Source organism: Olivibacter sp. SA151, from assembly GCF_054130995.1.
Window position 1 is genome coordinate 3235816 of sequence record NZ_CP096391.1, and the last position, 14602, is coordinate 3250417.

At 40.7% G+C, this 14602-nt stretch carries 11 protein-coding genes and 2 tRNA genes; 5 read left to right on the plus strand and 8 right to left on the minus strand.

Features of this window, described 5'->3' with window-relative positions:
- Positions 1 to 8 precede the first annotated feature (8 nt).
- The 4 genes from M1D52_RS13340 to idi all read left to right on the plus strand — a co-directional run bounded on the left by M1D52_RS13340 (position 9) and on the right by idi (position 3431).
- Complete coding sequence (locus M1D52_RS13340) at positions 9 to 1466, plus strand: Gfo/Idh/MocA family protein (protein ID WP_437392786.1); 1458 nt, start codon at positions 9 to 11, stop codon at positions 1464 to 1466.
- Between the two features lie 23 nt (positions 1467 to 1489).
- Entirely contained in the window at positions 1490 to 2059 is a 570-nt protein-coding gene (locus M1D52_RS13345) for a gluconate 2-dehydrogenase subunit 3 family protein (RefSeq protein ID WP_013666895.1), read from the plus strand.
- Between the two features lie 102 nt (positions 2060 to 2161).
- On the plus strand, positions 2162 to 2887 hold the full coding sequence (locus M1D52_RS13350; protein ID WP_437392787.1) for a tRNA1(Val) (adenine(37)-N6)-methyltransferase: 726 nt from the start codon (positions 2162 to 2164) through the stop codon (positions 2885 to 2887).
- 25 nt (positions 2888 to 2912) lie between these two features.
- Positions 2913 to 3431 carry an isopentenyl-diphosphate Delta-isomerase gene (gene idi / locus M1D52_RS13355; protein ID WP_013666893.1) on the plus strand — a complete coding sequence of 173 codons (519 nt, stop codon included), beginning with the start codon at positions 2913 to 2915 and terminating at the stop codon, positions 3429 to 3431.
- Between the two features lie 130 nt (positions 3432 to 3561).
- Here idi and M1D52_RS13360 read toward each other — a convergent pair.
- Positions 3562 to 3644: transfer RNA gene (locus tag M1D52_RS13360), tRNA-Leu, on the minus strand.
- A gap of 22 nt (positions 3645 to 3666) precedes the next feature.
- Positions 3667 to 3749, minus strand: a tRNA-Leu gene (locus tag M1D52_RS13365).
- 215 nt (positions 3750 to 3964) lie between these two features.
- On the opposite strand from M1D52_RS13365, the gene M1D52_RS13370 reads away from it, so the two are divergent.
- Positions 3965 to 4396 (plus strand): DUF2147 domain-containing protein, encoded by a 432-nt coding sequence (locus M1D52_RS13370; RefSeq protein ID WP_013666892.1) that lies wholly within the window; start codon positions 3965 to 3967, stop codon positions 4394 to 4396.
- A gap of 67 nt (positions 4397 to 4463) precedes the next feature.
- Here the strand turns inward: M1D52_RS13370 and M1D52_RS13375 are convergent, their stop codons facing one another.
- From M1D52_RS13375 to M1D52_RS13400, 6 genes are all read right to left on the minus strand, one after another.
- Complete coding sequence (locus tag M1D52_RS13375; RefSeq protein ID WP_013666891.1) at positions 4464 to 7640, minus strand: efflux RND transporter permease subunit; 3177 nt, start codon at positions 7638 to 7640, stop codon at positions 4464 to 4466.
- Between the two features lie 17 nt (positions 7641 to 7657).
- Positions 7658 to 8830: an efflux RND transporter periplasmic adaptor subunit gene (locus tag M1D52_RS13380; protein ID WP_013666890.1), complete on the minus strand. Its 1173-nt coding sequence runs from the start codon at positions 8828 to 8830 to the stop codon at positions 7658 to 7660.
- 17 nt (positions 8831 to 8847) lie between these two features.
- Positions 8848 to 10179, minus strand: a complete 1332-nt coding sequence (locus M1D52_RS13385) for a TolC family protein (protein WP_013666889.1) — start codon at positions 10177 to 10179, stop codon at positions 8848 to 8850.
- Positions 10180 to 10211: 32 nt separating this feature from the next.
- Positions 10212 to 10784 carry a TetR/AcrR family transcriptional regulator gene (locus M1D52_RS13390; RefSeq protein WP_049795052.1) on the minus strand — a complete coding sequence of 191 codons (573 nt, stop codon included), beginning with the start codon at positions 10782 to 10784 and terminating at the stop codon, positions 10212 to 10214.
- Positions 10785 to 10908: 124 nt separating this feature from the next.
- Positions 10909 to 11694, minus strand: coding sequence for an enoyl-CoA hydratase/isomerase family protein (locus M1D52_RS13395; RefSeq protein ID WP_013666887.1), 786 nt, complete (start codon positions 11692 to 11694; stop codon positions 10909 to 10911).
- Positions 11695 to 11883: 189 nt separating this feature from the next.
- Positions 11884 to 14574, minus strand: coding sequence for a hypothetical protein (locus M1D52_RS13400; protein WP_437392788.1), 2691 nt, complete (start codon positions 14572 to 14574; stop codon positions 11884 to 11886).
- Between the last annotated feature and the right edge of the window lie 28 nt (positions 14575 to 14602).

The window sequence follows — 14602 nt, forward strand, 5'->3', positions numbered from 1 at the left end:
ATTTAATCATGTCTGATACTAATAAAAATAACAAATCACAAACAAATGAATCCAGAAGGAGCTTTATAAAAGCTGGTGCTTTAGCAGCGGCCGGCTTTATGATTGTTCCTAGACACGTTTTAGGAGGATCCGGTTTTATTGCGCCAAGCGATAAGCTACAAGTTGCAGGTATTGGTGTAGGTGGTAAAGGATCAAGTGATATCAATGCTTTTTTTGAGAGTGGAAAAGCGGATATCGCCTTTTTATGTGACGTAGATGATAGAAGAGCTGCAGGGTCTGTAAAAAAATTCCCGAAGGCAAAATACTACAAAGATTATAGGGAAATGCTTGACAAAGAGCATAAGCATATAGACGCTGTTTCTGTATCAACTCCCGATCATAATCATGCTATTCAGGCACTCGCAGCCATGCAGTTGGGAAAACACGTATATGTTCAAAAACCGTTAACTCATGATGTTTGGGAAGCGCGCGTATTAACCGATGCTGCAAAGAAATATAAGGTAGTAACTCAAATGGGTAATCAAGGAGCCTCAAATGACGGCTCAAGGCAAGCCCGCGAATGGTATGAGGCCGGAATTATCGGTGATGTGCATACGGTATACTGCTGGACAGACAGACCTGTATGGCCTTCTGGAATTCAGTGGCCTACACAAAAGGCTGAAATTCCTAAAGAATTAAATTGGGATCTTTGGTTAGGCACCGCACCTCAAAAGGATTATGTGGATAAATTGGTTCCATTTAACTGGCGTGGATGGTGGGATTACGGAACCGGTGCATTGGGAGACATGGGCTGTCACTTACTAGAGCTACCATTCAGCGTATTGGGTCTTAGTTATGTACAAGATGTTCAGGCAAGTGTAGGTACCGTATATGTAGATGAATTTAAACGAGGGTATTTCCCTGAGAGTTGTCCTCCTTCAAGTCATGCTACGCTTACCTTCCCGAAAGGCACTAGAACCAACGGGCCCGTAACATTACATTGGATGGACGGGGGTATTCAACCGGAAAGACCCGAGGAGCTGGAACCTAATGAGATTTATGGTGATGGTGGAAACGGAATTCTATTGATCGGTACCAAAGGAAAAATTCTAGCCGACACTTACGGAAAAAATGCACGTCTTCTTCCAACGTCAAAAACAACAACTGTCAATGTACCAAAGAAGTACGATCGCGTTGTCGGTCAAGAGGGAGGACATTATGCGCAATGGGTGGAGTCTTGTATCGCCGGGTACGGAAAGAAACCGGTGAGCTCACCCTTTGAAATTGCCGGACCACTTACCGAGGCTTTGCTAATGGCTAATTTAGCAATTAGAGGTGCCGACTTGCGCATCAATAATCAATATCCGGGCCGCAACATTAAATTGGTTTGGGATAACAATGCGATGAAGGTGACGAACTTTGACGAAGTGAATCAATTCGTTAAACGAAACTACCGTTCAGGCTGGGATGTAAAATACACAATATAAAAACCGTTAAATAAACTAAAGATATGAATAGAAGAGAAGCCTTGACCCGAGTAGCTTGGATAATGGGAGGCACTGTAATCGGTGCTAATCTCTTTCTTGAGGGCTGTACTCGCCCTGCGTCGAAAGATGTAGAAAGCTTATTCAAAGAGGATCAAATAGACTATTTAGGTGATATTGCCGAAACCATTTTACCTAAAACATCCAGCCCGGGTGCAAAAGAGGCGGGCGTGGGTGCATTTATACCGGTAATGGTGCGCGACTGCTACACCAAAGAAGATCAAAAAGTATTTCTAGAAGGATTGGGAAAACTGGAAGATGCTTCAAAAGCTAAATACAGTAAGAAATTCCAAGAATTATCTAAAGAGGAACGCACTAGCTTGCTGACCGAAATTGATAAGGAAGCAAAAGAATACGGGAATAACAAAAAAGAGGGGGATCCTAATCACTACTTTAGCATGATTAAGCAACTTACCTTACTGGGTTTCTTTACCTCTGAATTAGGAGCTACCAAAGCCCTAAGATATGTTAAAATACCAGGTCGTTACGATGGTAATTTACCTTATAAAAAGGGAGATAAGGCCTGGGCAACCTAGAATTGAGTAAGCGCGAAAATAGAGAGCAACCCTCAACAGGTTGCTCTTTTTTATGTCGTACCGTTGGAGAATACTTTTTACTGGAGTAAATAATAATGCCTTATGGATACCAAATCACCCGTCCTATTTAGATTCAAGCAATTTCATGTAGAACAAACCAATGCTACCATGAAAATAAATACGGATGGCGTATTGTTAGGAGCCTTGGCTGACCATCCGTCACCCAACCGGATATTGGATATCGGATCAGGTACGGGAGTGATAGCAATGATGATGGCACAGCGGTTTCCACATGCTATAATTGACGCCGTTGAAAAAGATGAATTAGCAGCACAGTTATCGGATAAAAACTTTAAAAATTCTATTTTTTTCAATCGAATTCGAGCGCATTGTACGCTTTTTCAAGAATTTGCCCCACCAGCGTTATACGACTTGATTGTTAGTAATCCACCCTTTTTTTTGAACGCACTTCAAAATCCTGATAAGCGAAAGTCCATTGCTAGACACACAGATGCATCCTTTTATCGCGAATTGATACAAAAAGCTTGGAGTTGGCTCAATGATGGCGGACAGTTACAACTTGTCCTCCCACCAGTCATCAGCACTAATGTTCGGGAATATGCGGATAAGTTAACAGATTTTCATCCTGCTAAAGCAATCCATATAAAGTCATTTGAAAGCGAAGACGCCTTCAGACAAATTATATGTCTAAGAAAGGGGGAGCGAATGCAACCCAATGAAGATACGATCTTTACAATATATAAAGAAAGGGGTATATACTCCAACGCTTATAAAGAACTTTTGAAACCTTTTTTTGTTAATTTTTAATGCGTTAAACTTAGATACAGGGCCAATGAAAGAAGTTATATTAGTTAATGAGCAGGATGAAGCAGTCGGTAAAATGGAAAAGCTGGAAGCGCATCAAAAGGGTTTATTACATCGAGCCTTTAGCATTTTTGTTTTTAATACCGCAGGCGAACTGCTTTTACAAAGAAGGGCTTTGAACAAATATCATAGCGGGGGCTTATGGACAAATACTTGCTGTAGCCATCCTTTACCAAATGAAGATACACTTATCGCCGCTCAAAACAGATTACAAGAGGAGATGGGATTTCAAACGACACTGAGACCCCTCTTTTCCTTTTTATATAAAACGTCTTTTCACAATGGCTTAGTTGAACACGAGTTCGATCATGTTTATGTAGGTGAGTTTAGTGGAGAAATTATACCAAATAGGGAAGAAGTTATGGATTACCAATGGATCGCTTATCAAAATCTTGAACAAATGATTAAGTCAAGCCCGGACGCTTTCACTTTTTGGTTTTTGGAAGTATACGAACGTGTTTTTAAGGAGTATAACAAAAAAAGCTAACTTCTCAACCAGCCCCATGTAGCATAGCACGCGGTGCCTAAGTCTTTACGTTAAAAAGGCACGCTCAAGTTAACTCGGCGCGCCTTCTTAATGTAAAGCCCTTGCGAAAGCAAGCGTGCTATAAGAGCTGTGCGGAAGAGCAGATTCGAACTGCCACGCCCTTAGGGCGCCACCCCCTCAAGATGGTGCGTCTACCAATTTCGCCACTTCCGCATAATCAAACTACGATCATTTGTGCCCAGGGAGGGACTCGAACCCTCAAGAGCCGAGCTCAACGGCTTCTGAGACCGCAACGTTTACCAATTTCGCCACCTGGGCGTGGCTGCAAATATAGTACTTGTATTTGGTTCAAAAAATTTTTCTTATCATCAAATTCACTAAATTTCGTAAGAAACTCTTTCACAAAGTATTATTTTTTTAAGGATGGAAAACAAATAGGAGACTATACAGTTAATCCGTAAAGAGATGATTACTATGCATGCATAATTTATGTAGAATATTACTATATTTATGCTAGACTAAAATGCTAAATCATGAAAAATCTAACATTATTTGCGGTATTCATGCTACTGGTAAGTAGTGTCTTTGCCCAAAACCACAATGGAATATTAGGAAAGTGGCAAAACCCAAGCGGTGAAGGAAGGATCGAGATAACAAAAAAGGGAGAAAAATACTACGGAACCCTATATTGGCTAAAGCAACCCAATGATGAAAACGGCCAGCCTAAAAAAGATAAAAAGAATCCAGACGAGACAAAAAGATCGAGAACCATACAAGGAAGCCAAATATTGGAAGGCTTTACCGCTAAAGAGAACGGTTTATACGATGGGGGGACGATATATGATCCAAAATCGGGCAAAACATATAGTTGTAAAATGACCTTAAAAAGTGACAAGCTCGATATTCGCGGTTTTGTTGGTTTAAGCCTATTAGGTCGAACAGAAACATGGACGCGCGTAAAGTAGATGCAACTATTAAAAAAGAAAAGGGCCTCATTTTTACATGAGGCCCTTTTCTTTAGGAGACCGATTTTTAATCTTCGGAGTGAAGCATGTCTTTGTGATCGTCTGGGTTATAGTTAGCTTGTAATTCGGCCAACTTCTTTTTTCCGTAAGCCAAACGCGTAATCAAAACAAACAATACCGGCACAAAGAAGATGGCTAATAGCGTGGCTGCCAACATTCCGCCAAATACGGTCCAACCGATAGTTTGGCGTGATACGGCACCTGCGCCGCTCGATAACATCAATGGTATAATACCTAATATAAAAGCCATAGACGTCATCACAATCGGGCGTAACCTTAACTTGACAGCATCAATGGTTGCGGCAATTAGTTCCATTCCCATATCGACCCTTTCTTTGGCAAATTCCACAATTAAGATAGCGTTCTTCGCCGCTAAACCAATCAAGGTGACCAAACCAATTTGAGCATAGATATTATTATCCAGCTTGGGGAGGAAGGTAAGCGCAAGAATCGCTCCGAACACTCCAACAGGCACCGACATCAAGATAGAAAACGGAACCGACCAGCTTTCATAAAGTGCCGCCAGTAACAGGAAAACGAAAATAATACAAAGCGCAAATATCATGACTGTCTTATTTCCCGACTCAAGTTCCTGCAAACTTAAACCTGCAAAGCTGTAGGTGTAACCCGTAGGGAGCGTTTGAGCAGCAACTTCTTTTAATGCATTCAAAGCGTCACCACTACTGTAGCCAGGTGCTGCATTACCACTGACCTCTATAGCACGAAAGATGTTAAAGTGATTGATAATTGACGGATTCTCAACAACTTTATAATCTACCAAGGTCCCGAGCGGAACCGACGTCCCTTTCGTGTTTTTCACATACAGATTATTGATATCTTCGATATGTTTTCTGAAGTTCGTATCGGCTTGGGTTACAACACGGAACGTACGTCCATACAATACAAAGTCGTTAATATAGCTACTACCGAAATAAGCCGATATAGTTCCGTAAACTGAATTAATCGGAACCCCCATCTTCTTTGCTTGCTCTCTATTTACTTCTACACGATAGTTGGGTGTTTTGGTATTAAATAGCGAATAGGCCATGGCTATTTCGGGACGTTGGTTAGCCGCCATCAAGAATTTACCGACAACACCCTCAAAAGCTTTGATATCGCCCGCTTGCTGTTCTTCAATCTCCATAGTAAAACCGCCCGTAGTACCCAAACCTGGGATAGGAGGGGGAGCAACGGCTATTAAGCTACCTTTGGTATTGGCCATATATTTTCCCATCAACTGTCCTGTTATTTCGGTAACAGAACGATGGCGTTCCTCCCATGGCTTCAACTGTACAAAACAAGTCGCCGCACTAGATTTAAAAGCCCGGTTCAGGATATTGATACCGGAGATCGCAGTGATATTTTGTACCTCAGGAACCTCCTTTTGTATATACTTGGTAATTTCGTCCAAGTATTCGTTTGTTCGAGCTGCAGAAGCGCCTTCGGGTAGGGAAATCCCCATAAAGAAAACACCGGCATCCTCTTGCGGTATAAAACCGCTCGGCTTGGCTGTAAATAAGCCGTAGGTCCCCACAAAGATACAAATAAGTAAAATCATCACTAACGGCGTCTTCTTGATGCACCATTGCACGCCCCTTGAGTACTTTTGTGTAACACGATGGAACCAAGAGTTGAACAAATAGAATATGCGATCCAATCCTTTCGAATCCTTATCCAATTTCATTGGCTTTAACATTAATGAGCATAAGGCAGGTGTAAGGGAAAGGGCGATAAAAGCAGACAATAAAACCGAAACGGCAATAGTGATCGCAAACTGTTGATACAATTTACCCACCATGCCCGGTATAAAGCCCACCGGCACAAACACCGCTGCCAATATCAAAGCGATCGCAATAACAGGTGCAGTAATATCCTTCATCGCTTTCTGGGTAGCCTCTTTAGCCGAAAGGTGTTCATTGTCGATATAATGTTGCACAGCCTCCACCACCACAATCGCGTCATCCACCACAATACCGATCGCCAATACAAACGCCAACATTGTTAACGTGTTCACCGAAAAACCTAAAAGAATGAAGAAAATAAATGTACCAACAATAGATACCGGAATTGCTAACACCGGAATCAGAGTAGCTCGCCAGCTTTGAAGGAAAACAAATACCACGATGGTTACGAGCACCAATGCTTCTACCAGTGTATGAATCACGGAGCTAATGGATGCTTTTACCATTGAGATCGTTTCATAAGAAATCACATAATCCACGTCATCGGGGAATGATTTCTTAAGAGTTTCCAATGCCTGTTGAATACCCTCTGCAGTTTCTACTGCATTACCACCAGGCATTTGATTAATCATCATCATGGATGCAACCTGCCCATTCACCTTCGAGGATGTACTATAAGCAAACTCGCCCAATTCAATACGGGCCACGTCTCGTAGATAAACTAAAGACCCATCCGCATTGGTTTTAACGATGATATTTTCGAACTGCTCCGGTGTAATCAAATCGCCGTCAAGAATCACGTTAAATTCGAAAGCTTGAGAAGACGATTGCGGTTTCGCTCCGACACTACCACCCGGTATCCGTAGATTCTGCTCTTGGATAGCGGCGCTGACGTCTGCGGGTGTTAAGCTTAATCGCGACAATTTATCGGCGTCCAACCAAACGCGCATACTGAACGGTTGACCAAACGCTTGCACATCACCAACACCAGCTACACGTAAAAGTGCGTCTTTTACATAGATTTGAATGTAGTTTGACAGGAATTTTTCATCATGTGTTCCTTTTGGAGACACCAAACCTGCAACCATCAATATATCGTTATTAGCTTTCCGGGTAATAATTCCCAGACGCCTAACAGCTTCGGGGAGAGCCGGCTCGGCAATACCAACCCGGTTTTGGACATCCAGTGTCGCTATATCTATATCGGTACCTACGTCAAATGTTACAGTGATAGATGAACGACCGTCTGACGTACTATTTGATTGCAAATAGGTCATGCCCGGCGTACCGTTAATTTGACTCTCAATTGGTGTCGTTACAGTTTGCTCTACCGTGGCCGCATCAGCCCCTGTATAAGTACCTGTAACGGTAACGGTAGGAGGCGCCACATCCGGATACTGGCTAATAGGAAGCGTAGTAATCGCAATTGCTCCTATAAGAACTATTAATACAGAGATGACAATTGCGGTTACCGGCCTTTTTATAAATACTTCAGATATCATGTTTCGCTTATTATAAACTATTTCTTACTTGAACCTTGTCCCTGACCCTGCGGAGCTTGTGCTTCCATTTTGCTTTGGTCTACTACTTTCGCTCCAGGTTGAAGATTTTGTGTTCCTTCCACAACGATTTGCTGACCCGCCTGCAGCCCCTCATTGATCACTACCTTGTCAGCGATTTTTTGTCCCAATTTCACAGGTTGTTGTATAACGGTGCTGCTATCCGTTACTACATAAACTTTAAACTCGCCGAGTTGCTCAATCACAGCCTGATACGGAATAATTGGCATCTTTGTAGTTGAATTTGCTGCTACCAACACATTAGCATTCATTCCTGCTCTCAAAACATTACTTGGATTGTCAAAAGTTGCCCTTACTGTAATAGTTCCTGTCGACGGATCAACAGCCCGATCAATAGCGGTCACTCTGCCCGGTTTTTCATAAGTGTTATTTCCTGATAACTGGAGCGTAATAACCGAATCTTTCAGGGATGCAGCGCTATTGCTCTGTAAGTCCACAAACTGTTTGATATCCCTTTCATTAACAGCGAAATCTACAGCAATTGGGTTGGTTGACGAAATGGTGTTAATAAGTGTTGTACCTGCGGATACTAAGGCTCCAGTACGTACCTGAGAAATACCTATCGTTCCATTGAAAGGGGCCCGAATAACGGAACGCTCTAAATCTGTGCTTGCTGAAGTTAATGCTGCTCTAGCAGACATAACCTGTGCTTGTGCATTATTTAAATCGGTCATTGCATAATCCAATGTCTGCTTGGCAATCGCATCTTGTTCAGCCAATCGCTTATAACGCTCCACGTCTCTATTTACCTTATTTAAATTAGCTTCTGCAATCGCTAAGTTTGCTTTTGCTTGTTCCTGGGCCGCTTGATAACGTGTACGATCAATCTCATATAATTTTTGTCCCTTCGTTACAGTTGCACCATCCGGTACCAATATCGCTGTAATATAACCATTCACTTCCGCTCGCAATTCGGTTTGGTTAAGTGCTACTACAGTTCCCGGGAAATTATTGATTCCTCTCACAATTTCCTCGGGAACGGAGGCTATAGCCACTGGAACAGGTCCACCGGCACCAGGTCGTTGTTGGCCTTGCTGATTCTTATTGCCACAGGAAGATAATACCAAACTTCCAGATAAAACGGCTAAAAAATGTATTAAATTTCTATTCATGTTATTTCGATTTATTGCTATTTATAAGAGATATTACCAAGGGCCTGTTGTACATCTAATTTACCTGATAGAACGGCGTATAAGGCATTTAAATAATTTATTTGTGTTGTACGTAGGTCTGTTTCAGCGGTCATTAAATCTAAGTAAGTTTTAATTCCCTCATCATATTGCAGTTTGATGGTATTATAAACTTCCTTTGAAAGTTCCACGTTTTCCTTGGCTGTCTTCCAGTCATTTAAATTTGCCTTATAAGTAGCCAATGCTTGCTGATGCTGTGTATTGATTTGATTTCTCAAATTAGTAATATCCCAATCGATACGCTTTTCCTGTAACTTTGATTTCCTGATTTCCTGTATACGTTTTGTCCCTTGAAAAATAGGAAAAGAAAGTGTTACACCAAGTACCGAACGCGGATAATCAACATCATAAAGGCTAGATAACCCGTTGTTGGTGCGCCAGTCCCAAGCATAATTGTAAAAAGCTGATAAATTAGGCAAAAAAGTCCATTTATTATATTGGGTATTGATTTGTTGCAAACGCTGCTGGGTTAGCAATTGTTGAAATTCAATGCGTCTTTCAAATTGCAGAAGTTGGGTGGTGTCAACCAGCATTTCGTTTTCCATCGTCTTTCCATCGTACGATAAATCCAAAGGTTGGTTAACGTCAACGCCAATCAGCTCTTTTAAATAGGCATATTTATACTTAAGCATTTCCACCGTACGCTTTCTTTCTGCTTCGGTATTGCTCAAAGTAATTTGTGCTCTCTTATAGTCCGTTTTATCAACAAGCCCGGTCTCATAACGAGCATTCGCATCCGCTAACTGCTTTTTCGTTCTCGCTATATTCTCATCAATAATTTTTATCTGTTCTTCACTGGTCAATACATCATAAAAAGCCTTACTAACAGCCACTGTAATGTTAATCCGACTGTTTTCGGTATTTTGTGCATTCTGTAACTTCACATACCGAGCAGCTTTGGATGCCTGTAACAACGATGGATCCAGAATCTTCTGATCTGCCTGAAGTACTACCGCGGAAGTATGTTTCTGGCCAAATTGAATTACCTGATCTCCGATTACGTTTGTCGGAATTTTAACATTATAATTATAAGAAGCGTTAGCGCTTATTTGTGGAAACCAGCCGGATAATGCAGATGCTATATCTCTCTTGCCAATTTCTTCGTCGATCAAGGCCTGCTGAACGCTTGCCTGATTCTTCAAAGCAAAATCAATACACTCCTGCAAAGTGGCATTTTGCGAAATGCTATTATTAACTTGTGCGGTATCTTGTGCCTTGGCGCTAAAACCCGTAAGCAACAAAACCAATAAACTTAAATAGGTATACTTCATATGTTATTTATAAACTATCTATAGGTAATTAACTATATTTTAAGACCGTCCCACATGATGGAAGCCATGGCCTTTAATTCACTCTCTGTAAAATTGTGGTAACCGTTATTCTGCTTCTTAGCGGCGATTATTAATCCTCCCATAAATACCGAACTCACAATATGAATTCCATATTTTTTTAAGAAGCCGGCTTCCATTCCGCTCGTAAAAAAACTAGAGAAATTATCCTCATAGAACTGACTTTCCGTCGACTGCACAATGCGTTGAAAAGGACTGGAATAAAATTGCTCCATAAACGACAGCACCTTTGGATATTTCACAAAATATTGAAACAAATTGATCCATATACTTTTAAATCGTTCACTGTAATTATCCATTGAGCGATCTTTTATCCTAAAAATTTCATGCGAGATGCTATCTCTTACATAATCAAATAATTCCAGAATAATCGCATCCTTCGAGTCAAAGTAATGATAAATCGTACCTGCCGCAACTCCCGCTTTTTTTGACAACATACTCATCGGAACCCCGAGCAAGCCGTGCTCTTCAATCAATTCAAGCATGTTATCTAATATAACCTGCTTCTTCTCTGACGTATTTTCCAATTCAATCGAACGTTTATTCGGGAGCAAAAGTACTAATTATTTGTTACCTCGATATTACACTAAAAATAAGTACCGAAATATGATATTGATTTTACAATTGGTAATAAGCCCTACAACAACGCATTTAGCGGGCTTTATTGTCAAACTTAATTTTATTTATGGCTTCTTTTGTTTGTGTGTCTACAATTAGTTTGCCGCTTATTTCGGCTTGAGATAGCAACAATGAATCCCAATGTTTGGTTTCATTCCAAAGGTATTTTTTTATTTCGCAAAGCGCTATGAATGAATAATCAGCTAATTGCTTGCAAAAATTTTCCACTGTGCTATCTAATGCTTCTATATCGTCTAATACGGATTGGTACAATCCTCGTTCAGCGGCCCAGTACGCGCTCTTAAAGCTTAATGGATTAAAAGCTAATTCGGTAAATGCACTTAGTCCGACCTTCCGCTGTACTGCAGGCGCTATAACAAAGGGGCCTATCCCGATCGATAGCTCACTCAGTTTTAAAGAAGCGTCTTTCGTAGCAAAACAATAATCGCATGCAGCGGCTAAACCAACGGCTCCTCCTATCGCTTTTCCTTGAATCCGACCAATAACCGGTTGTCGAGCTAAACGGATAGCATTAATTACCTTGGCAAAACCGGAAAAGAAAAGCTTTCCTTCTTCTTCGCTTTTAATGGTCAATAGCTCATCGAAATTGGCGCCGGCACAAAATGTCTTTTCTCCTTCGCTTTTTAACACGATGACATGAATGGACTCGTTTTTTCCGAACTTATCAATCGATTGGGCCAACTGGTTAAGAAGGGAAGAGGGGAGTGCGTTATGATTAGGATGGTAAAAGCTTATGGTAGCGATCTTGCCATTTATAACGCTTGTAATCGTTCCCGACTCGCTTTTTAATTTGCTCATATCTTTAGATTTACGATGACATGGATTTTATTAATTTATTAACAGTAAACGCGCTTACTGTTTCCAACAGCCGAATAACAAAGTAAAGAAATAGGTCGGTAGAAACCAAAAGTAGTTATGGGCTCCCATAGCAATTCCGTCCTTATTTCTTGGAAATCAGGTTATAATATCGACTGATGTCTGACACTACTAGAAATTAAACGAATATTTGAAAACTGCCATTCTCCCCCTTAAGTCGTAACGACTGTACCAGATATTATTGGCATTTATATGATAGCTTTCATAACCCCTCACATTAGCCAGATTTGTCAGATTTAATTCAAGATCCGACTTCAGTTTAACAAGCTTTAAACGAAAATTGGCATCCATGAAAAAATAGGTTAGCCTATTATTTTGCTTGATGGATTGATAACGGCCTGCTATATTAACAAACAGGTTTTTACCAATATAGAACACGAATTGCACGTGCTGATCATCGTATTGTATATATTGTTCGGGCAAAACAGACGTGATTTCATTCATTATTACTTTGCTGCTCAACCACGTTCTTGTCGCCCGATAATTAAAGGAGACCCAGCTCCATAAACGGGCTTCAAAATTCGGACTTAAGGAAAAAGTTCGGTTATTATAGGGAAATAGCTCATTGTTTATTATTTGATTATAGCGTGTAGTGCTCCAAGAAGCCCGAATTTTCGCCGCAGACCCTAAAGCAAAGATAAACTTACTAATTTCTATATGCGTATTCAGTGTACTTACATTGTTTTCAAGCGGCAGTAGTACGGTTTGGGATATATTTTGATTTACCACATTAGACGCAATCGTATTGGCTATTGATTTGTTCCAATTTAAGCCTGCATTCATAAAGAGCATCGCAATACTCCTTTGGAAATTATATTGCAATCCCACGTTGTGGCTACTCCGCTCCTGCAGACCGGCATTATTGACCTGTATAGTTCGGTAATTGGTTAGAATCGCTCCACGGTAGATACCGCCTATGTTACCCATGTGATTCGAATAAGTGTAATTGGTAGAAAGGTAATCTTCCTGGTTGACCATCCACTTTAATCGCAAAGCAGGGTTAAACAATAATTGATATTGATTACGCACAAGCATAAAGTAGAGGTCTTTGTATCCAATCCGTTGACCGGCAAGTGGAAGAACGAGCGAAGTTTCCCATCTTCGTGCTTTATATTCGTAGTTAGCTTCCGCATAGAGCCTATGTCGGCTCCATTGCAAGTCATTGTCTTTACTCCTGGCAAAAGCGAGTGTTTGACCGTCATCTTGATTCAGCCGCAATACCGATTCCAAATGCTGCAACTCATTCAAAACACCTAGCCTATAATGCTGCTTGACTCTATTTTTTACTAAACCATAACTTAATGATAGACGATTAAACCAGGTTGGTGCTTGTACAGATTGAGTGGTCGACTGATAAGCAACACTATCGTTTAATATCGGCGCATTTACACCCGGTTGTAAGAACAACTGTTGAGGTTGATTGTAGTAATTGATGTACCAAGTAAGTTGAATTACGTTTCTATTATGCAATTCAGGAATATATTCCAAACGATTCGAAAGATCTCGGACTTTGCTTGTTAAACGTAAGTTTAAGGCAGCACCATTATTGAACATATTCGCCTCGGCGCGATCGCCCGAATAAGAAAAACGTAGTTCATTCTTAAAATAATGGCTTTTTTTATTGGCTTCTGCACTTAAAGTAAAATCGGCCAGAAAAGGATGTCGAAACAAAGCTTGTCGCTCACTATAATGAATAGTATCTTCACCTAAATAAGTATCGCTCAAACCATTATAATTCAGTTGATTCCGATCTACCAATATATTAATAGTTGACTTAAGCTGTAATCCATTTTTAAGATTCAGCAGGTTATTGGCATTAACGGCCACTGACTCATTTAAATAGTAACGCGGCTTTGGTAAATTCGGAGTTCCGACTGTACCTGTGGATAATAGGGCATCCGGACGCTCATTTCCTATCGTGGATAATATAACAGATCGATTAAAAGCCGTAAAATCCAATGATAGATCCTCTCCGATATTATTTCCTTTCATCACATTAAGCATCTTATATTTCTTATTAAATAAGATGCCGTTTATTTCACTATCGTATTGGTGCGGTAAACCAAGACCAAGCTTGGCCTGTCCCGTCATTTTGAGCTTAACGTCCTCTTTAATTACCAAATTCAGTGCTACCTGATCACTCAATACTTTATTCTGGAGTATTTTAATGGGTTGATGATTCTGCATAACTTCAACATTCTTCACCATACCATGGGGGATCGTTTTTGATCCGATAACGTAACGGTCGGCAAGAAGGTCATCTCCGTCGATGTACAGACTGGAAATACTTTTTCCGTTGTACTTGATTTCGCCGTTGTCCGCGACTTCTATACCAGGTAGGCGCTTTAAGACTTCTCCGATAGAACGATCCTCGCCTTTCGCAAAATTGCTCACCTGATAGCTCAGGGTATCGCCTCGACGCCGAATCGAGGGTTTGCTTTTTACTTCTACCTGAGAAAGATCGATTGTTTGCTCTTCTAATATAATCTTATAAAAGTCTTGCCCATTTAACGATAAACGAACCTGCTTATAACCAAGATGGCGTATTTCTAAGACCAAATGATTGTTATTTGCGGTATCAGGCAAGGCAATCATGAAATTCCCTTGAGCATCACTTATTTTAAAATTGACAACACGGTTATCCCTGTTTTTAATAACAACATTGGCGTAAGCGACATCCTTCCCATCTTTTGTTTGCAACCGGCCCTGAACCGCTTGTTTCTGGGCAAATAACAAAAAAGGAAAAATCAATAAAAGAAAGGTAGTTAAGCTTACTTCCCATGGATATATCTTCGAAACCATGAAAAAAAACTGGACAGCCCGAGTCACT

Coding starts and splice junctions, on each gene's coding strand:
- M1D52_RS13340 (WP_437392786.1), top strand. CDS start 9: ATGTCTGATACTAATAAAAATAACAAATCACAAACAAATGAATCCAGA.
- M1D52_RS13345 (WP_013666895.1), top strand. CDS start 1,490: ATGAATAGAAGAGAAGCCTTGACCCGAGTAGCTTGGATAATGGGAGGC.
- M1D52_RS13350 (WP_437392787.1), top strand. CDS start 2,162: ATGGATACCAAATCACCCGTCCTATTTAGATTCAAGCAATTTCATGTA.
- idi (WP_013666893.1), top strand. CDS start 2,913: ATGAAAGAAGTTATATTAGTTAATGAGCAGGATGAAGCAGTCGGTAAA.
- M1D52_RS13370 (WP_013666892.1), top strand. CDS start 3,965: ATGAAAAATCTAACATTATTTGCGGTATTCATGCTACTGGTAAGTAGT.
- M1D52_RS13375 (WP_013666891.1), bottom strand. CDS start 7,640: ATGATATCTGAAGTATTTATAAAAAGGCCGGTAACCGCAATTGTCATC.
- M1D52_RS13380 (WP_013666890.1), bottom strand. CDS start 8,830: ATGAATAGAAATTTAATACATTTTTTAGCCGTTTTATCTGGAAGTTTG.
- M1D52_RS13385 (WP_013666889.1), bottom strand. CDS start 10,179: ATGAAGTATACCTATTTAAGTTTATTGGTTTTGTTGCTTACGGGTTTT.
- M1D52_RS13395 (WP_013666887.1), bottom strand. CDS start 11,694: ATGAGCAAATTAAAAAGCGAGTCGGGAACGATTACAAGCGTTATAAAT.
- M1D52_RS13400 (WP_437392788.1), bottom strand. CDS start 14,574: ATGGTTTCGAAGATATATCCATGGGAAGTAAGCTTAACTACCTTTCTT.